The following is a 20,379-nucleotide window of genomic DNA, read 5'->3' on the forward strand; positions in this document are numbered from 1 at the left end:
TTACACTTATCGGCTTAAGTAGCAATGGTTAAACTCTACAACCTCGCATCTGCTAACTCCTTCGGAAGCACGCCCTTTACATCGTAAACCACTGCATTCGCTTTGCATAGCTTACTTAAATCCAGCTTCTCAAACTCCTTATGCGATACTGCCAGAATAACGGCATCATAAGCCATAGTTTCATCAAGGGTTGTAGAAAAATCCCACCCATACTCGTGCTTCACTTCTGCTGGTTCGGCCCAAGGGTCATAGATAGCGATGTTTATGTTATAGTCTTTCAGCGTGTGCAGGATATCCACCACCTTTGTATTGCGCACATCCGGGCAGTTTTCTTTAAAGGTGATGCCTAATACCAATACATTAGCATTTTTCACTGGAATATCCTTCTTGACCATCAGCTTCACTACTTCATGGGCTACATACGCTCCCATGCCATCATTAAGCCGTCGACCGGCAAGTATGATTTCTGGGTGATAGCCTACTTCCTGCGCCTTTTGAGCAAGATAATAAGGATCTACACCAATGCAATGACCGCCTACCAAACCTGGCTTGAACTTCAGGAAGTTCCACTTTGTACCGGCGGCTTGTAGCACTTCATCCGTGTCAATGCCCAGCCGGTTGAAGATCTTAGCCAGCTCATTAACGAAAGCGATGTTGATATCACGCTGGGCGTTCTCAATTACTTTTGCGGCTTCTGCTACTTTAATAGTGGTCGCCTTATGTGTACCGGCTGTGATCACGGCATTGTAAAGTGCATCTACTTTATCTGCAGCCTCTGGTGTAGAGCCTGAAGTAATTTTAAGAATTTTGGCGACTGTATGCTCCTTGTCGCCGGGGTTGATACGCTCAGGGGAGTAGCCAGCAAAAAAGTCTTCATTGAATTTCAGCCCTGACACTCTCTCCAATACAGGAACGCATTCTTCCTCGGTCACGCCAGGGTACACAGTTGACTCATATACTACTATATCTCCCTTCTTCAACACCTTCCCTACAGTCTCGCTGGCTTTGTAAAGCGGCGTTAAATCCGGCCGATTGTGCTTGTCTACAGGTGTAGGTACAGTAATAATAAAATAACTACACTGCTCTATTTTCTCCAGCTCATTTGTACAGATAAGTCCTTTATCAGTTGTACAGTCTTGCGTAATTACCTCTGCTAATTGTTCATCCGACACCTCTAGCGTGTGGTCATGTGCATTGTTCAGTTCTTCTATCCTTTGCTGGTTAATATCGAAACCGAAAGTCTTAAACTGCTTCGCAAACTCTACAGCCAAAGGCAGTCCTACGTATCCTAATCCTATAACCGCTATTTTAGCGTGTTCTAATTCAGCTTTACTTGTCATTACTTTTATACTACCGCTCAGCTTGTTTATTGTCGTTCTATGTTATAGAAGCTATCCAAAGAATATAGTAATCTTCTGCAAGAGCATCGAACTCACAGTACAACATTTTATCTCATGTCACACTATTTTAGTCAATGCTAAATGCAAAGGTACTTCTATCATTTGAGATAAATAGTTTTTGGCTAAAAAATCTAAAATTTATAACGTTTTATTAACAGAGCGCTCTCTTATTAAGGTTTTTCTTCCTTGCATGAGCTGGCTAAAGATAATCTATCTATTCTTGCAGGAAGTAGGCTTCCTTGCTAAAAGTCGGTCAAGTCGGGAAGTTTTTATTGAAAGGAAAGATTTTTAATCCTAATTCCGCACCGCAATCATCAGCCCCAGCTCCTTGTACCGCATGCCGAATTTCTTGGCGATATGGGCATTGGTAAGGCTGCCTTTATAGATATAGACGCCGCTGCGGTAGTGGTCGTTCATGAAGAGCACCTCGTTGATGCCGCCATACTTGGAGAACTCGGTAAAGATAGGCGTAAAGATATTAGAAAGCGCTTGCGTAGCCGTGCGGGGAACGCGGGATGGGATGTTGGGCACGCAGTAATGAATGATATCATACTTGCGGTAGATAGGCCGCGAGTGTGAGGTAACTTCAGAAGTCTCGAAGCAGCCGCCCTGGTCGATGCAGACGTCGATGATGATGGAGCCAGGATTCATCTGTGCCACCACGCTCTCCTCCACCACGCAGGTAATCTCGCCCTCGTCGGCCACAAAGGCACCGATCACTACGTCAGCCTGCTTAATCTCATTATACATGATGGCCTTATCGAGCGTAGAGGTAAAAATCTGGGCCCCGACGTTATGCTTCAGGCGGCGGAGTTTGTAAATATGGTTGTCGAAAACCCGCACTTCTGCGCCTAGGCCTAAAGCTGCACGGGCGGCAAACTCAGCCACAGAGCCGGCACCAAGTATAACTACTTTGGTCGGGGCCACACCGGTAATTCCTCCAAGTATAATTCCTTTTCCTTCGTTGCTGCTGCTTAAGTATTCGGCGGCCACCATCATGACGGTACTGCCAGCAATCTCGCTCATGGCGCGCACTACAGGCTTGGCATCCGATTTATCGCGGAACAGCTCAAAGGAGATAGCGTTGATCTTCTTACGAAGCAGCGCGTTAATATAGTCTGAAGTTAGGTTGCCAAAGTGCAGGGCAGAGATTAGGGTTTGGCCCGGACGCAGGTAATCCAGCTCGTCGTAGGTTGGAGGCGCAATTTTCAGGATGATGTCAGCTTCATATACTTCCTCGGTGGAGTATACAATTTTGCCACCAGCTTCGGAGTATTCGTTGTCAGAGTATTTGGAGTGACTGCCTGCACCTGCCTCTATTTGGATACGATGCCCCTGATCAGTGAGCTGTTTCACGGCATCAGGAGTAAGGCCCACGCGGTTTTCCTGAAAAGAGTTCTCCTTCGGAATACCAATAAACAGGCTTCGGCGTCTCTCCTCCACGGCCATCATCGACTCTTTTGGGTACAGCGCCTGGCTTGTAGCCAACTTCCCTAAATCTACGGCAAACTTCTCCGTCATACTTTGTTTGTTAATAGCTTTATTTTCCCCCAGAATCCAGTCCTTTTATTAAAGAGCTTAGGGATGACAATCTTTTGCAGAGATAAACTCTAGCAATTTCCCATTATAGTAATTACCCCACGCTGGTGCGAGCTTGCAGCTCGTATCCCTGTACAAGTAAGTATAGGTACAAGCTCGCGCCAGCAGCACCTACAGAAGCGTAAAAGCTAAATAACTTTCTAACTTTCTACCTCTCTAACTTGCAACTTTCTTTCTCTTCCTTCGTCATCCACCTCCAGTTGCACCAGCAGGTAGCGTTCGGGCAGCAGGTTTGGGATCATAGATGGCCACTCGATCAGGCACAGGTTTCCGGACTCGAAATATTCAGGTGCCCCGATGTCCAGCGCTTCCCGCTCGTCGTTGATTCTATAAAAATCGAAATGGTAAATTAGTTTCCCTTTTTCCCCCTCATACTCATTTACAAGGGCAAAGGTAGGGCTGCTCACGTTCTCCTGCACGCCCAATTGACGGCACAGTTCTTTGATCAGCGTGGTTTTGCCTGCGCCCATCGGGCCTTCAAACAGAATTATCGGCTCCGATTTGGCTTCCTCTATAAGCACAGAAGCCGCCGCTGGAAGATCTTCCAACGACGACATCTTGATTTCTGCTCTTACAACACCAGTGTTATACATTCTTCGGTGAAAGCGTTATATAAGGTATAATCATCTCCTCCAACGACACGCCCCCGTGCTGGAAGGTATCCTTGTAGTAGTTTACGTAATAGTTATAGTTATTCGGGTAGGCGAAGAAGTAATCTTCTATCGCGAATACAAACGTAGTGGAAACGTTGGCTTTAGGCAAGAAAAATCTCTCTGGCTTGCGCACCGTAAACACATCTTTGTCGGTATAACCCAGGTTTTTACCGTGCTTGTAGCGCAGGTTGGTATTCGTGTTTCTGTCGCCGATGATCTTGAATGGCCTTTTTACCCGGATGGTGCCGTGGTCTGTGGTAATGATGAGCTTGCCTTTTTTATCTGCAATGGCCTTCAGCGTGTCAAACAGCGGCGAGTGCAGGAACCAGGACTTGGTGATAGAGCGGTACGCCGACTCATCCGGAGCCAGCTCGCGCACCATGTTGCTGTCGGTACGGGCATGCGAGAGCATATCCACGAAATTATACACGATCACATTCAGCTTGTTGTTATCCAGGTTACTGAACTTGCTGAGCAAATCGCGGCCAGCCTGCACATTGGTAATTTTATGGTAGCTATGCTTATCCGTTACGCGGTTCTGCTGAAACTGTATGTCCAGAAAATCGGCTTCGTGCAGGTTTTTGCCTTCCTCCTCGTCATCGCCTACCCACATATTTGGGTACTTTTTCTGAATTTCGGTAGGCAGCATGCCCGAGAAAATAGCGTTACGGGCATAGGCCGTGGTGGTCGGAAGTATGGAATAGAACATTTCTTCGGAATCCACGGTAAAGTATTCTGAGATCAGCGGCTCCAGCACCTTCCATTGGTCATAGCGTAGGTTGTCTATCAGCAGGAAGTATACAGGGCGCTCGGTCTCTTTCATCAGCGGGAACACGCGCTGCTTAAACAGTTGGTGCGACATGAGCGGAGCTTCCTCATCGCCATCCATCCAGTCTTCGTAATTGTCCATGATAAACTTTGCGAAGTTAGAGTTAGCCTCGTCCTTCTGCATGTTAATCACGTCGGCCATACTTTTATTCTCCGTCTCGTCGATCTCCAGCTCCCAGTATACCAGCTTTTTGTAGATATCGGCCCATTCGTGCTGACTCAGGCGCTCGCCAAAGGCCATGCCCAGCTGCCGGAAATCGCGCTGGTAGCTCATGTTGGTTTTCTCGCTTACGAGGCGCTTGTTCTCCAGCACCTTTTTAACGGAAAGCAGAATCTGGTTCGGGTTAAGCGGCTTGATCAGGTAATCGGTGATCTTGGAACCGATGGCCTCTTCCATAATATGCTCTTCCTCGCTTTTGGTGATCATGATCACGGGAACGGCGGGGCGTATGGTTTTCAGCTCGTTCAGGGTTTCCAAGCCGCTGATGCCGGGCATGTTCTCGTCCAGGAAAACGATATCGAAGTTGCGGTCACGGAACTCTTCAATAGCATCGGTGCCGCTGTTTACCGGGGTAATGTCATACCCGCGATCTTCCAGAAAAAGTATGTGCGGCTTGAGCAGGTCGATCTCATCATCGGCCCATAAAATATTGTATCTTTGCATAGTTTTATACTTGTGTAAGTATGGCTAATTTGTTTAACGATTGAAAGGCGTAGTTGTTAAGCGGCAAAGCTTGAAACAACTTCCTTTGCAGGGATAACAATCAAATATACTTAATGATTGCTTTAGCCTGATTTGTTAGCTGAAGTTATTGGTTCTGCCGCAAGGCAGCTTGATCTAATAATTGTCCCCTTGAGGACAGTTTGTAAAATTGATAGCTCTTTTAAACATAACTCTAGTCAAATACGCTTACAATGCTGCGTAAGAAGCATTACTTTTACATCACATATTACATACTACCCAATGTCTTCCTGTGAATAAGAAAAAAATCTTTAACGACCCTGTTTATGGTTTCATCACGGCCCCGACAGAGTTAATATTTGATATTATAGAGCACCCATACTTCCAGCGCCTGCGCCGCATTAAGCAGCTAGGCTTGACGGAGATGGTTTACCCGGGGGCGCTCCACACTCGTTTTCATCATGCACTGGGCGCCATGCACCTGATGGACACGGCGCTGCAGACGCTTCGCAGTAAAAATAACGAAATAAACGATACCGAATACGAGGCCTCGCTCATCGCCATACTTTTGCACGATGTGGGCCACGGGCCTTTCTCACATGCGCTGGAGACGGCTATTTTTAAAAATGTGCACCACGAGCACCTTTCGCTGCACATCATGCACCTGCTTAACGAGGACTTCGGCGGAAGATTGAGTTTAGCTATCGATATTTTCACAGATAAGTACCCGCGCCGCTTCTTTCACCAGCTCGTTTCAAGCCAGCTAGACGTAGACCGCCTCGACTACCTGAACCGCGACAGCTTCTATACAGGCGTTTACGAAGGCAAGATCGGTGCAGACCGCATCATCAAAATGCTGGATGTGGCCAACGATAAGCTGGTGGTAGAGGAAAAAGCCATTTATAGTATAGAGAACTTTCTGGTGAGCCGCCGCCTTATGTACTGGCAGGTATACTTGCATAAGACTGTGATAAGTGCCGAAAACATGGTGCTGCGCGTGGTGCAGCGTGCACGTGAGCTAATGCAGCGCGGTGTAGCGGTGCCTACTACCCCCTGCCTCAGCTTCTTTTTGTCCTCCGACCTGACCATGGATGATTTTAAAAGGGATAAAAGTATACTGGAGCGATTTGTGGCCCTTGATGACCACGATATTTGGGGCGGCATCAAGGAGTGGGCTCTCCACCCGGATTTTATACTTTCATACCTGGCCAAAAGCATCCTGAGCCGCAAGCTGTTTAAAGTATACATTTCTACTAAACCCGTGGAGGAAGAAATGCTGCTCGGCATAAAAGAATTGGTGATCGACAAGTATAAACTGCCGGAGGAGGATATCAAGTACCTGATGATTTCGGGCAAAATCGGCAATAACGCTTACGATGTAGAGGGCCAGACGATTAACATGCTGACTAAATCGGGCTACGTAGTGGATGTAGCCGAGGCTTCTGACCTACCTAACATCCGCGCCCTGAGCTATAAAGTAGAGAAACACTTCGTTTGCTACCCGAAAGAGGTGGCTTATTTGTAGATTCAGACACTCTATACTTTAGTCAAGCTCCCAACTCGTGTTCTGGTTCTGGATTGTCAGTTTTAGGATTTAGTGAATTTGTAAATAAACAGGTTTGTCGTCTGCAGTATGAGGTGCAGTTCCCCTGCCCCTCCGAGGTTACGATTAGGACCAGTAAAAATCAATTTCACCTACCGCGAGTTTTCAACTCGTGGTTTTCCATGCCAGCAAGCTTTCAGCTTGCATTAGTCGGCATCGCCCTGTACCTATACACCTGCAAGCTTAAAGCTTGCCCTCTCGCTGTTCTGGATTTTACTCCGATACTCCCGTGATTGCGGATTTGTAATAAGACTTACAAAAGCAATAGCTATGAGTTGGAAAGCGGATTGCAAATCCGCATGTATATACTTTCGGATTGCAAATCCGAAAGAGCTGGGAACCACCGGGAAGGAAACTTTGGAAAAGCTCCGTCAGCTGCAGCTATCGAACCTGATCCCAGTCCTTGGGTTGAGCCGGTGCCCGCCAAGGGCATGCTGAGCGACAGCGAGGCAAGGAGGGAACACCGCGCGATGCCCTTATCGAGGGCCCCTACCCCCAAGACGAGGCCTCCCCGCCTGGAGGGAGCCAAAGCCAAGAATGAAACAAGAAGGTTGTAAAGCCGTGGATGAACAAAGGCTATTAAGTATAGCTTAGCTACAATTAAAGGGTTTAAAGTATAATTGCACCTCTCACCTAGAAAAAAACCACCTTACAAAACCAACTTCTCCAAAACTGCAAACTAAATCTTGAAAACACCTGCTGTTCCCCTACCTTCACAATAAGGCCACAGCTCGTATAGTAAAGTATAAACTTAAACAGGATGCGTTAGCGGGATTTTTTATTAAGTTTGCACCCCCAAAGCACTAGCGTTTTTGAGTTTTTGCTCTAATTTTACAAAATGGAATTTACTGTTCAACAGATAGCTGACCTGCTGCAGGGCAAGGTAGAGGGAGATAATTCTGTCAAGGTCAGCACTTTAGCCAAAATAGAGGAAGCCCAAGCGGGTGCCCTTGCATTTCTTTCCAACCCAAAGTACGAGCCATATTTATATAGCACCAGTGCCAGTGTTGTTATCGTATCAGAATCGCTGGAATTAAAGAAGGAGACAACTGCAACCCTCATTCGGGTGGAAGATCCTTACTCCAGCTTCTCTACACTGCTGCACTATTACCAGACAGCGCTGCTGGCATCTAAAACCGGTGTGGAAGAGCCTTGCTTTATTGGCCAGGGCAGCCAAATCGGCGAAAACCATTATCGCGGCGCGTTCTCTTATATCGGCAACAACTGTAAAATCGGTGATAACGTGCGTATATTTCCGCAGGCTTACATCGGTGATAATGTGCAAATCGGTGACAATACTACCATTTTTGCAGGCGTAAAGCTTTATGCTAACACGGTAGTAGGCAATAACTGCACGATCCACTCTGGCGCTGTAATTGGCAGCGACGGCTTTGGTTGGGCTCCGCAGCCCGACGGCACTTACAAAGCCGTGCCTCAGATCGGTAATGTGATTTTGGAAGACGACATCTCTATAGGTGCCAACACAGCCATCGACTGCGCCACCATGGGTTCTACTATCATTCGTACTGGCGCTAAAATTGATAATCTGGTGCAGATTGCCCATAATGTTGAAGTTGGATCCCACACGGTTATTGCCTCTCAGACAGGCATTTCCGGCTCCACTAAAATTGGCGATAAGTGCGTAATTGCTGGTCAGGTGGGTGTTGTGGGCCATATCACGATAGCCAATAAAACAACCATTGGGGCACAATCAGGCGTTTCAAAATCAGTGAAAGAGGAAGGCCTTATCCTACAGGGTTCCCCGGCTTTTGACTACAAGCAGAACCTGCGTGCCATGACGGTGTTCCGTAAACTGCCGGAGCTGCAGCGAGACCTTGACATGCTGAAGGAGAAAGTATAATCTGGAGATTTTCAAAGTATAAATATCTCCCTGAGAGAAATATAGACATAATTCGCAGCTATACTTTCTCGTCAGAGCTTGATGAAAAGAGGGCTTTTATACTTATTAACAATGTCTGCAGCTTTTATAAAGGCAGTTGCATCCTGAACCTGCCTGCTTTGTTCCAGAAGGTATGATCAAAAGTATAAATTGAGCCTCTGATGCTCTAACAAAGCTTTTGCCTAAGCTCTTCCAGTTGTTATACTTTACACTCTCCTGCACATTATAGGATACACCTGCTACTTTCTACATAAAAATTGGCAATACCCTATTTAATATCTTAAGTTTGCAGGGGCTAAGAACTTAGCTCGTAATAGCCTGCGCAATACGCCTTCAGCAGCGGATTTGCTGCGCGTATGTTACCATAACACAAGCACTAACACGACTACAGATACGTGAATGAACGATAAACAGCACACCATAAAAGCTCCGGTAACTGTATCGGGCATTGGGTTGCACACCGGCGTGGTTTCAAACATGACGTTTAAACCCGCTCCAATCAACCATGGCTACAAATTCCAGCGCATTGACCTGCCTGGGCAGCCCATTGTGGCAGCCGATGTGGATAATGTGGTAGACCTTTCCAGAGGAACGACTATTGAGCAGAACGGTGCCCGTGTAAACACAGTGGAGCATACCTTGGCTGCACTGGTTGGCCTGCAGATAGACAATGTGCTGATTGAACTGGATGGCCCGGAACCTCCTATCATGGATGGCTCTTCCATTGAGTTTGTGAAAGCCCTACACGAGGCAGGTACGCAGGAACAGAACGCCCTCCGCAATTTCTTTGAGATACCCCAAGGCCTGAGCTATAAAGATGATGCGCGCGGCGTAGAAATTGCCGCCCTTCCCTTGGATGACTACAGACTGACGGTGATGGTGGACTACAACTCCCCTATCCTAGGTAGCCAGCATGCCTCCATTACGGATCTGAATCAGTTTGAGAAAGAAATAGCGCCTTGCCGTACCTTTGTTTTCCTGCACGAGCTGGAAGTGCTGTTTAAGCAAAATCTGATTAAAGGCGGCGACCTGGACAATGCCATCGTGATTGTGGACCGTGTGGTGCAGGACGAGGAGCTGACGCACCTCTCGCAGCTGCTGCAAAAGCAGAAGGTGGAGGTGAAAGAGGAAGGCATCCTGAACAACACGGAGCTCCGCTTTAAAAATGAGCCTGCACGCCATAAACTACTTGATTTAGTGGGCGACCTGGCCTTGATCGGACGTCCTATAAAAGGACAGATTCTGGCAGCACGCCCTGGCCACGCCGCAAACATCGCTTTTGCCAAAAAGGTTAAAAAGATGATCCACGAGGCAACAATCAAGAACGTGCCAACTTACGATCCTAAGAAAAAGCCGGTGATGGATATCAACCAGATAGCAGCCACACTGCCGCACCGCTACCCTTTTCTGCTGATCGATAAGATTATTCATTTAGACGAAACCACGGTTATGGGCGTTAAGAACATAACCATGAACGAGCCATTCTTCCAGGGCCATTTTCCGGGTAACCCAGTGCTTCCTGGTGTTATCCAAATTGAGGCCATGGCCCAGACTGGCGGAATTCTTGTACTGAACACAGTTGAGAAGCCGGAAGATTACTGGACATACTTCCTGGGTATAGACAAGTGCCGCTTTAAGCGCAAGGTTGTACCTGGTGATACGATTATATTTAGATGTGAACTGCTGGCTCCAATAAAGCGCGGTATTGCCAAAATGAGTGGCCAGGCCTTTGTGGGCGGGCAATTGGTAATGGAAGCTGAAATGTCGGCAAGCATAGTAAAAAAAGACGCATGAATCAGCCATTAGCATACGTACACCCAGAGGCTAAAATTGCACAAAATGTTGTAATTGAGCCGTTTGCCAGCATTCATAAAAATGTGGAAATTGGCGAAGGCACCTGGATAGGCTCTAATGCCGTGATTATGGAGGGAGCCCGCATTGGCAAGAACTGCAAGATATTTCCTGGCGCAGTGGTTTCTTCTATTCCGCAGGACCTGAAGTTTGCCGGCGAGGTAACGACAACGCACATCGGAGACAACACCATTATCCGTGAGTACGTGACAGTTAGCCGCGGCACCATTGATAAAATGAAGACCGTGGTGGGTAGCAACTGCCTGGTAATGGCTTACGCCCACGTTGCGCACGACTGCCAGGTAGGTAACAACTGTATTATCGGCAACTCTGTGCAAATGGCAGGCCACGTAGAGGTTGGTGATTTTGCCATCATCAGCGCTACCAGCGCCATACACCAGTTTGTTAAAATCGGCTCACATTCTTTTATCTCCGGCGGATCGCTGGTGCTGAAGGATGTGCCTCCGTTTGTAAAGGCTGCGCGTGAGCCACTTTCTTATGCGGGCATCAACTCTATCGGTTTGCGCCGCAGAGGCTATGTGAGCGATCAAATTAACGATATTCAGCACGTGTACCGCCTACTTTTTATGAATGGCCTTAACAATAGCCAGGCATTAGATAAAATTGAAGTAGAGCTTTCGCCGAGCAAAGAGCGCGATGAGATCATCAATTTCGTGCGTAACTCAGGCCGCGGTATTATTAAGGGCTATTTCGCAAAGGATGCAAGTTAGCCTAACCGATTTAGGTAAACGCTATAACTACGAGTGGATTTTCCGGAACCTGACTTATACTTTTGAGTCAGGCACCTCTTATGCTATTTTAGGGCATAACGGTTCCGGGAAATCCACTCTTCTTACTATAATAGCCGGGCATAACCTGGCAAGCGAGGGTGCGCTTGTTTATACTTCGGGAGGCAGAATAGTTGCTGCAGACAATGCATATCGCCACCTTTCGTTAACGGCCCCTTACCTGGAACTGGTGGAAGAGTTCACGCTCCTGGAGATGCTCGGATTTCATACCCAATTTAAGCCGCTGCGGCATAACCTTTCCAACCTGGATTTGATCGACCGAATGGGGCTGCAGCGGTCAAAGAATAAGTTCGTGAAAGACTTCTCTTCCGGGATGAAGCAGCGCTTAAAGCTTGGGCTGGCTATTTACTCCAACAGCGCCATGCTTCTGCTGGATGAACCTACCACCAATCTGGACCAGGAAGGTGTAGCCTGGTACCAGGAGCATGTGGAGCAGAATAAACAAGGCCGGCTAGTTATTGTAGGCTCCAACATCCAGCATGAGTATAGCTTCTGTGAGCAGCAGCTGAGAATATCAGATTACCACGTCATGCCGCGTAAATAGTCAGCGGCTGCCGTTTGGTGGCTCATAAAACTTAACAGGCACTCTGATTTCTGTTTAAGTATCACCTTCCGGAGACGAATTACGAACAACCTATACCTAAGAATTTCCAATTTACACGGAAGCTGCCTAACTTTGTAGACACACAAAACGCATACTATGGGACGCGCATTTGAATTCAGAAAAGCCCGTAAGTTTAAACGCTGGGATAAAATGTCGAAGGCCTTTACGCGCATCGGCAAAGAAATAGTGATGGCCGTAAAAGAAAGCGGTCCTAACCCTGACACCAACTCTCGCCTTCGAACGGCTATTCAGAATGCCAAAGGCGTAAACATGCCCAAGGATCGTGTTGAGGCGGCTATCAAACGTGCTTCTTCTAAAGAGGAGAAAGATTACGAAGTGGTAGTATATGAAGGCTATGCCCCGCACGGCATTGCTGTAGTGGTAGAGTGCGCCACCGATAACCTGAACAGAACGGTGGCCAACGTGCGTATGCACTTCTCTAAAGGCGGGGGCTCGCTAGGCAAAACCGGTTCGTTAGACTTCATGTTCGACCGCAAAGGGATCTTCAAGATTTCAGCAGAAGGCGTAGACCTGGAGGAGTTGGAGCTGGAGCTGATTGACTTTGGTGCAGAAGACATTTACGAGCACGAGGGCGAAATTATTATTGAAACCCCTTTTACGGAGTTCGGTAATATGCAAAAAGGCTTGGAAGAAAAAGGTTTAGAAGTGATTAGTGCCGATGTGCAGCGCATACCTACTACCCGCACCGAGCTAACCGAAGAGCAAGAGGAAGAGGTACTAAGTATGGTTGAGCGCTTCGAGGAAGACGATGACATTCAGGCGGTCTACCATAACATGGCCTAGTGCCTGAAAACTTGTAAACATAGCGGCTGCTCCGGGTATACTTGGGGCAGCCTTTTTTTTACCGCACACAGTTAACAAAAAATTAAACCGGTATGCTCCTATACTTTCTCTTTGCAATTGGCTTTGTTATACTAATTAAGGGTGCTGATATGTTGGTAGACGGCGCCTCTTCTATCGCCAAGCGCTACGGTTTGTCAGACATGGTGGTAGGCTTAACAGTCGTTTCCTTCGGAACATCGCTGCCGGAGCTTATTGTTAACATACTGGCAAGTATGCAAGGGCAGCCTGAATTGGCTATTGGTAATGTGTTCGGCAGCAATGTGGCTAACCTCCTCCTTATACTTGGGGTAACAGCACTCATCTGCCCGCTGCCAATAAAGCGAAACACTATACTAACGGAAATCCCTTTCTCCCTGATCGCCACACTTTTGGTAGGTTTTTTAGCAAACGCAACCCTGTTAAACAGCCGTTACGACTTATACATCAGCCGCTTAGATGGCGCTATACTGCTTGGCTTTTTCGGGATGTTTATGGTCTACATCTATAACGTAGCCAAAACGAACAAAGATGAAGTGTTGCCAGACGAGGAAACGCAGGTTATGCCAATCGGCAAATCCATACTTTTCATAGCTATAGGAGCGTTGGGTTTGTTTTTAGGAGGCAAATGGGTGGTAGACGGAGCCGTTCATATTGCGCAGTCGATGGGGCTGAGTGAGTCGTTTATCGGCCTAACGGTAGTAGCAATTGGCACCTCCTTACCAGAACTGGTTACTTCGGCCATGGCAGCCTATCGCCGCAACATTGATATTGCAGTGGGCAATGTGGTAGGGTCAAATATTTTTAACCTGCTCTGGATTTTGGGCATCAGTGCCCTTATCAGCCCGCTGCCTTTTAACGTGATGAACAACTCTGATATCATCATGATGATCCTGGCAAGCACCATGCTTATACTTGCCATGCCTATCGGCAAGCGCAACGCTATTGATCGCTTTAACGGCATCATTTTTCTACTGGTGTATTTCTCTTATATAGGCTATCTCATTATACGTGGGTAGTTACTCATTTCTATTTTAAAGATTTATTTACTTCCTGAAACGCCTGCTCATGTTTATTGAGCAGGCGTTTTTAGTTTCTGCTTCTTCAAGATTTATTTATACTACTACGTGCTTCCCCTTATCTGCCTTTCCCTTTTTACCACTTCAATAAGTAGCCAATCACCTTTTCACGCTCTTTTATTGCCTCTAACAATATTTCACAACATAAGGCACACAAACAACTCACTTTCAATAAATTATGCGATGTATGTTTATTTTAAAGTAGTCATGACGTAGTACACAAGTAGTCATGCTGTAGCCACTTCTTTTGCAGAATACTTTATTAGCTGTAAAATTATGCTTTCATAGTATATAGTAACCACTCAATCATATCTAAGGAAACTAATAACATTCACCTAACTACATTTTTATGAGAAAACATCTATACACAGCTCTTGGCTGTATTACCTTAACTGCCTGCTTGCATACAAGCACCTATGCAGGTAGTTTGAGTAATCTGCGGCCAATGAGTTCTGAGACTGCCCAGGCAGTTACTGTATCAGGTAAAGTAACAGATGAAAACAGCTCAGGCTTACCAGGTGTAACCGTTGTTCTGAAAGGCACCACCCGAGGAACAACAACAGATGCTATGGGTAACTTCTCTATAGCGGTTCCGGATGCAAACGGAACACTAGTGTTTTCTTTTATCGGTTACACGCCGCAGGAAATACAGATTAATAACAGAGCAACTATCAACGTATCGCTAGCCCCGGATGCAAGAGCACTGGAAGAGGTAGTGGTGGTAGGCTACGGTAGCCAAAAGAAGAGTGTAGTAACAGGCGCCATTAGCAGTGTTAGAACCGCAGATCTGGAGAACCAGCAGGTTACCCGCGTAGAGCAGGCGCTGCAGGGTAGAACATCCGGTGTAGCCGTTGCTGCTAACTCCGGAGCACCGGGTGCAGCCTCTACTGTACGCGTTAGAGGTATAACTACCCTAAACAACAACGATCCACTTTATGTAGTAGATGGTGTTATCGTGAACGGCGGCATTGATTTCCTGAACCAGTCAGACATAGAGTCTATTGAGGTGCTAAAAGATGCTGCCTCAGCCGCAATTTATGGTACTCGGGGTGCTGCCGGTGTTATCCTGGTAACAACCAAGAAAGGTAAAGAAGGAGCTATCCGATTAAATTACAATGCCTACTACGGCACACAGGCTCCAGGTAGAAAACTGGATTTACTTAATGCCACAGAGTATGCCACTCTTAGAAACGAAGCTTCTGTAAACGGCGGCGGCGGTATTATATATGAAGATCCAAGATCGCTGGGCGAAGGCACTGATTGGCAGGAGTATGTTTTCAACGACGATGCCCGCATCCAAAACCACGACTTTAGTGTAAGCGGTGGCAACGGCAAATCTTCTTATTACGCATCTTATGGTTACCTGAATCAGGAGGGTATTGTGGCATCAGCCATATCGAACTATGAGCGCCACAACGTGCGTCTTAACTCAACCCACGAGGTAACTGAATGGCTAACTTTAGGTCAGAACGTGGGTTACTCCCATATTAAGAGTAAAGGTGGTTTTAACCCGAACACAGAATTCGGTGGCCCTCTTAACTCTGCCATCAACCTGGATCCTACAACCCCTGTACTGATAACTGACCCGGCTATACTGCAAGATCCCAACAGTGTTTATAACAAGCAGCCTGTTATCAGAAATGCCCAGGGCTATCCTTATGGTATCTCTACAACTGTAATGCAGGAAATGACTAACCCGTTGGCTTATATCCAGACGCAACTAGGTAACTACGGATGGTCTGACAACATCGTCGGAAATGCCTTTGCTGAGATTGAGCCACTTAAAGGACTTAAGTTAAGGTCGACACTAGGCGGTAAACTGGCTTACTGGGGTGACGAGAGCTACAGACCAGTTTACTATTTGAACGCTTCTACCATCAGCACCCAGACTGCCAGGAGCCGTAACAGAAACATGGTGGTGGACTATAACATAGAGAACATTCTGTCTTACTCTAAACAACTTGATAGCCATAACTTCTCTGTACTATTAGGACAAGGTGCTTATAAAGATGGCCAGTCTGACGGACTTGGACTTTCTTACAATGCGATTCCGGCTACAAACTTTGATGACGCCTCATTTAACTTACCGGTTCCAAGCGCTAACATCACAGCTTATGCTTATGATGCTATAGCACACACAATTAACTCACTTTTCGCCCGCGCCACCTACGATTATAAGGAGAAGTACCTGTTTACCGGTATCATCCGTCGAGACGGTTCTTCTCGTTTTGGAGAGAACTACAAGTATGGTTACTTCCCGTCCGTATCTTTGGGCTGGGTTGCCTCCAACGAGGATTTCTGGCCAGTTAATGATGTAGTGAACTTCCTCAAAATCCGTGGTTCATATGGTGTGGTTGGTAACGACAACACCCGTAACTTCGGCTTTATCTCTACCGTGAGCCCAGGCAGAAACTATACTTTCGGCAACGACGGCTACACTATTGGCTACAGCCCGAATGCACCGGCTAACCCTGACTTGCGTTGGGAAGAAACGGCACAGACCAACATCGGTTTCGAGACAAATTTCTTGCACAACTTCAACTTCACGTTTGACTGGTATAACAAGAAAACCACTGGCATCCTTAGAGACCTGGAGTTACCGGGTTATGCAGGCCAAACAGGTAACCCCCCTGCCAACATCGCTGATATGCAAAACAGAGGTGTTGAGCTTGAGCTAGGTTATAATAAAACCTTTGGCGAGGTCGGTTTCAGATTATCAGGCAATGCCGCTTATGTAAAGAATGAAATCCTGTCACTTGAAAGCGGAAAGCAATTCACTGATAATGGCAGTGCCTACATCCAAACTTTCCAATTCCCTCTAAACCGCATGATTGTGGGGCAGCCGTACGGTGCGTTCTATGGTTTCCAGACAAACGGCATTTTCCAAAACGAAGAAGAAGTACAGAACTATGTTAATTCCGACGGAACAGTTATACAGCCAAATGCTCAACCAGGTGATTTCCGTTGGGTAGATACAGACGGAAATGGACAGATTACAGCAGAGGACCGTGTTGTACTTGGCAAACCACTACCTGATTGGACCTTCGGTGCTACTCTGAACCTGGACTGGAAAAACTTTGACCTGCTTGTATTCGGACAGGGTGCTACAGGGCATAAGATCTTCCAGGGACTGCGTCGTTTAGAAATCAGCACAGCTAACTGGCAATCTAAAGCACTGAACCGCTGGACGGGTGAAGGCACTTCAAATGACTACCCTAGACTGTCAACTTCTGACCCTAACAACAACTTCTCCAATCCTTCTGACTTCTATTTGGAAGACGGAGACTACTTCAGAATAAAGACATTACAGATCGGGTACACTATTCCTAAATCAATCACTGACAAAATCTCCTTACAGCGTGCACGCTTCTATGTAAGCAGCAACAACTTAGTAACCTTCACCAAGTACACCGGCTACGACCCTGAAATTGGCGGTAACATATTCGGTATCGACCGTGCTTTCTACCCGCAGGCACGCACACTTATGGTTGGTTTAAACTTAAGTCTGTAACAGGAAGGAATATTAAAACACAAGAATCATGAAAAAGAAATTCATATATGCTGCCGTCTTCACTTTAGCCATGCCACTGTTTAGTGCCTGTGAAGATGACTTTTTAGAAGTAGACCCAGAAGGCACAATTCTAGAGTCTGAATATTATAAAAACCCTGAAGAGGCTTATACCGGTGTGGTGGCTGCCTATGACCCGCTTGGCTGGCAGGCTGGCGAAACCTATCATAACTTTGCCACCATCAATGCTGCCTCAGACGATGCCTACGCAGGCGGAGGCGGACCGTCTGACATGAACACCTGGCAGGCATGGAACCGCTTTAACATAACTCCAGCTATTGGACCCCAAGAAGAATACTGGGACAGAAACTTTAGAGGAGTGGCAAGAGCAAACACATTACTATCTAAAATAGAAGCGGGTATACCAGGACTAGACGAGGCTACTGCCAACCGCTACGTTGCCGAAGCAAAGTTCTTACGCGCTTACTACTACTTTGATTTAGTACGCCTATTTAGAAACGTGCCGCTGTTCACGGCCCCTCTTGCCACTGAGGAGATCTTTAACCAGACACAAGCAAGCCCGGAAGAGGTGTATGCCCAAATCGAAAAAGATTTAACTGAAGCGATTCCTAACTTGCCAACTACTGTCCCTGTGGCATCAGAAGGAGGCCGTGCCACACAAGGTGCTGGAAAAGCTCTGCTTGGCAAAGTATACTTATACCAGAAGGAATGGAGTAAGGCGGCTGAGCAGCTGGCAGACGTAAATGGCACCCCTGGCGGCACCAGCATGTATGGCTATAAACTGCTAAATAACTACGGTGAAATTTTTGACCCGGCGAACAAGTTCAACAGCGAATCAATTTTCGAAATTGTGCACACCAACCTTTCAAGAACAGGTTGGGACAATTGGACAAACACTGAAGGTAATATTGGCGTGCAGATGGTAGGGCCGAGAGGATATTCAGGACCGACATACATAGCTGGTTGGGGTTTTAACCCACTCACCGAAAGTCTTGTAAAGGCATTGAAGGATGACCCACGCTACGAGTATACAGTATTGGATATCAATAGTATGGATGATGCCTCTTATGAGCCTGGCTATGATGACACAGGTTACTTTATCAAGAAGTATGCTCCAACAATAGAATGGCTTTCTACTTTAGGTGGGGACGCCGCTCTTAACTTCCCAATCGATTATATTGAAATTCGTCTGGCTGATACTTACTTAATGGAAGCAGAAGCCATTGTACAAGGAGGCGGCGACATAGGCAGAGCAGCAGAACTGCTGAATGCTGTGCGCAACCGTGTAGGTCTGGCACCTGTAGCGGCTACTCTAGAGAATATCTACACAGAGCGTCGTTTAGAATTGGCCACAGAAGGCCACCGTTTCCACGACTTGGTACGCACAGGTAGAGCAGCCTCTGTATTAGCTCCTATGGGTTTTATGGCTGGCAAGCATGAAGTGCTACCTATTCCGCTGGATGAGCTAAGAAACACGAAGCTTGTGCAGAACCCTGAGTACCGATAAGCATTTGCCACTTATTTTAATTGAAAGAAATCATGAAATATAGTATTTCCAAATCAAAAGTATACTCTTTGTTGGCAGCGGTGCTGCTCACGGGTATGTTTACAGCCTGTACTCCAGAAGGAGGTGATGCGGAGCTGGGACCAGCCATATCTTCTGAGATGGTGCAGTTCACGGCCACTCCTTCGGCTAACAATCCTAATATCATCAATTTTACAAACCAGACCCCGGGGGCTTTTAAGGCTATCTGGGACTTTGGCAACGGAGCTGTGGCTGAGGGGCAGCAAGCACAGGGAGCTTTTGCGCTGGCAGGCGAGTATACAGTAAAGTTAACTGTGTTTACTAACGGAGGCCATGCCATAAGCACCAAAACTATTCAGATAGCAAAAACGGACTTCACTATGCTGGATCGGGAAGATTACAACTTCCTGACAGGTGGTTCTGACGCTGCTGAGGGTAAGACTTGGGTCTTTGACCCGGTAGGCCCTATGAACTTTGGAGGTACGCCAGAAGCACCATCCTCGTGGTGGAGCCAAACACTGGACGCCCAGAGCGATTGTATGAAAGACGATAAGTATGTCTTTAAACTTGAAGGCTTTGCTTTCGAGAACCAAAGCGGAGGCGCTATGTGGGGCATAGAAGGCGGAGAAGAGAATGTTTGCGCTTCACATACAGCAACTAAAAGCACCTGGAGACTTTATGAGGAAAACGGGAAAACCATGCTTTCAGTGAGTAATGGTGAAACCATTGCCTGGGCAGATGGAAACGGCACTTACGAGGTGATGGAGTTATCCGAAAATAGACTGCACATAAGAAAAGTATGCTGCGGCGGAGGCGGTGTGCGTAATTACGTACTTGTACCTGAAGGCTATATACCGCCAATAAAAGTAGTTGAAAAGGAATACAAGATGACCGACATCTACGACAATTTTGATGAAGACGGTAACGTAGTCTGGAAAACTGACGGCCTTACCTTGAACCAGAGCTACGACAACCCTGCTCCGTTTCCTATTAATAAATCAGCTAAGGTGGCTATGTACGTAAAGCAAGCCGGGCAGCCTTATGCCTTTGCTAACATGTTCCTTAATTTCGATCATAATCTTGATTTGCGTGAGCGTAACGTGTTTAAGCTTAAAATTTTTATACCTGGCTATAATGATTTTAACTCAGCTGAAGGTGAGTCCTGGGCCGATCCGCATCTGCTCAAGCAGGTGTCTATCAAATTGCAGAATAGCACTACAGCCCAGCCATGGGAGACTCAGGTAGAGATTAAGCAGCAGGTGGACAAACTGAACGAGTGGGTAGAGTTAACGTTCGACTTCGGTGCCGCTGAAACAGTTAACAGAAAGGATCTAGACAGAATTGTAATCCAAATAGGCGGGGAAGGCAACTACATTCCAGGCATTTTCTTCTTGGATGACTTTAGACTCGAAAATTAATTGTGTGAAGCGAATAAAGAAAAAGCCGGGATTTAATCCTGGCTTTTTCTCTATCATAA

Annotated in this window: 14 protein-coding genes; 10 read left to right on the plus strand and 4 right to left on the minus strand. The window is 46.7% G+C overall.

The genetic code is table 11. The features are described from left to right. Nucleotides 1-35: 35 nt before the first annotated feature. From Q1B04_RS09280 to Q1B04_RS09295, 4 genes are all read right to left on the minus strand, one after another. Nucleotides 36-1,340, minus strand: coding sequence for a nucleotide sugar dehydrogenase (locus Q1B04_RS09280; RefSeq protein ID WP_299758446.1), 1,305 nt, complete (start codon nucleotides 1,338-1,340; stop codon nucleotides 36-38). A gap of 354 nt (nucleotides 1,341-1,694) precedes the next feature. Then, nucleotides 1,695-2,921, minus strand: coding sequence for an alanine dehydrogenase (locus tag Q1B04_RS09285; RefSeq protein WP_299758448.1), 1,227 nt, complete (start codon nucleotides 2,919-2,921; stop codon nucleotides 1,695-1,697). A 218-nt stretch (nucleotides 2,922-3,139) separates the two neighbouring features. Next, the gene (tsaE, locus tag Q1B04_RS09290; RefSeq protein ID WP_299758450.1) at nucleotides 3,140-3,592 is read right to left on the minus strand and encodes a tRNA (adenosine(37)-N6)-threonylcarbamoyltransferase complex ATPase subunit type 1 TsaE; all 453 of its coding nucleotides are present in this window, start codon (nucleotides 3,590-3,592) and stop codon (nucleotides 3,140-3,142) included. Then, nucleotides 3,585-5,144, minus strand: coding sequence for a PglZ domain-containing protein (locus Q1B04_RS09295; protein ID WP_299758452.1), 1,560 nt, complete (start codon nucleotides 5,142-5,144; stop codon nucleotides 3,585-3,587). Before Q1B04_RS09295 ends, tsaE begins: the two co-directional genes overlap by 8 nt. 310 nt (nucleotides 5,145-5,454) lie before the next feature. On the opposite strand from Q1B04_RS09295, the gene Q1B04_RS09300 reads away from it, so the two are divergent. The 10 genes from Q1B04_RS09300 to Q1B04_RS09345 all read left to right on the plus strand — a co-directional run bounded on the left by Q1B04_RS09300 (nucleotide 5,455) and on the right by Q1B04_RS09345 (nucleotide 20,320). Next, a complete protein-coding gene (locus Q1B04_RS09300; RefSeq protein ID WP_299758454.1) occupies nucleotides 5,455-6,687 on the plus strand; it encodes an HD domain-containing protein in 1,233 nt (410 codons plus the stop codon). A gap of 916 nt (nucleotides 6,688-7,603) precedes the next feature. Beyond that, nucleotides 7,604-8,626, plus strand: a complete 1,023-nt coding sequence (gene lpxD, locus Q1B04_RS09305; protein WP_299758456.1) for a UDP-3-O-(3-hydroxymyristoyl)glucosamine N-acyltransferase — start codon at nucleotides 7,604-7,606, stop codon at nucleotides 8,624-8,626. A 438-nt stretch (nucleotides 8,627-9,064) separates the two neighbouring features. Continuing rightward, on the plus strand, nucleotides 9,065-10,459 hold the full coding sequence (locus tag Q1B04_RS09310) for a bifunctional UDP-3-O-[3-hydroxymyristoyl] N-acetylglucosamine deacetylase/3-hydroxyacyl-ACP dehydratase (RefSeq protein WP_299758458.1): 1,395 nt from the start codon (nucleotides 9,065-9,067) through the stop codon (nucleotides 10,457-10,459). Next, a complete protein-coding gene (gene lpxA, locus Q1B04_RS09315; protein ID WP_299758460.1) occupies nucleotides 10,456-11,247 on the plus strand; it encodes an acyl-ACP--UDP-N-acetylglucosamine O-acyltransferase in 792 nt (263 codons plus the stop codon). The genes Q1B04_RS09310 and lpxA overlap by 4 nt, the downstream gene beginning before the upstream one ends. Next, on the plus strand, nucleotides 11,237-11,869 hold the full coding sequence (locus Q1B04_RS09320) for an ATP-binding cassette domain-containing protein (protein WP_299758463.1): 633 nt from the start codon (nucleotides 11,237-11,239) through the stop codon (nucleotides 11,867-11,869). Before lpxA ends, Q1B04_RS09320 begins: the two co-directional genes overlap by 11 nt. Nucleotides 11,870-12,025: 156 nt before the next feature. After that, nucleotides 12,026-12,733: a YebC/PmpR family DNA-binding transcriptional regulator gene (locus Q1B04_RS09325; RefSeq protein ID WP_299758465.1), complete on the plus strand. Its 708-nt coding sequence runs from the start codon at nucleotides 12,026-12,028 to the stop codon at nucleotides 12,731-12,733. Nucleotides 12,734-12,825: 92 nt separating this feature from the next. Further along, nucleotides 12,826-13,788, plus strand: a complete 963-nt coding sequence (locus Q1B04_RS09330) for a calcium/sodium antiporter (protein WP_299758467.1) — start codon at nucleotides 12,826-12,828, stop codon at nucleotides 13,786-13,788. A gap of 505 nt (nucleotides 13,789-14,293) precedes the next feature. Further along, on the plus strand, nucleotides 14,294-17,359 hold the full coding sequence (locus Q1B04_RS09335) for a TonB-dependent receptor (RefSeq protein ID WP_299758469.1): 3,066 nt from the start codon (nucleotides 14,294-14,296) through the stop codon (nucleotides 17,357-17,359). A 28-nt stretch (nucleotides 17,360-17,387) separates the two neighbouring features. Continuing rightward, nucleotides 17,388-18,884, plus strand: coding sequence for a RagB/SusD family nutrient uptake outer membrane protein (locus tag Q1B04_RS09340; protein WP_299758471.1), 1,497 nt, complete (start codon nucleotides 17,388-17,390; stop codon nucleotides 18,882-18,884). A 32-nt stretch (nucleotides 18,885-18,916) separates the two neighbouring features. After that, nucleotides 18,917-20,320 carry a PKD domain-containing protein gene (locus Q1B04_RS09345; RefSeq protein WP_299758473.1) on the plus strand — a complete coding sequence of 468 codons (1,404 nt, stop codon included), beginning with the start codon at nucleotides 18,917-18,919 and terminating at the stop codon, nucleotides 20,318-20,320. The last annotated feature ends 59 nt before the right edge of the window (nucleotides 20,321-20,379 follow it).

The sequence above is a fragment of the uncultured Pontibacter sp. genome (assembly GCF_947495565.1).
In the GTDB taxonomy this organism is placed as follows: domain Bacteria; phylum Bacteroidota; class Bacteroidia; order Cytophagales; family Hymenobacteraceae; genus Pontibacter.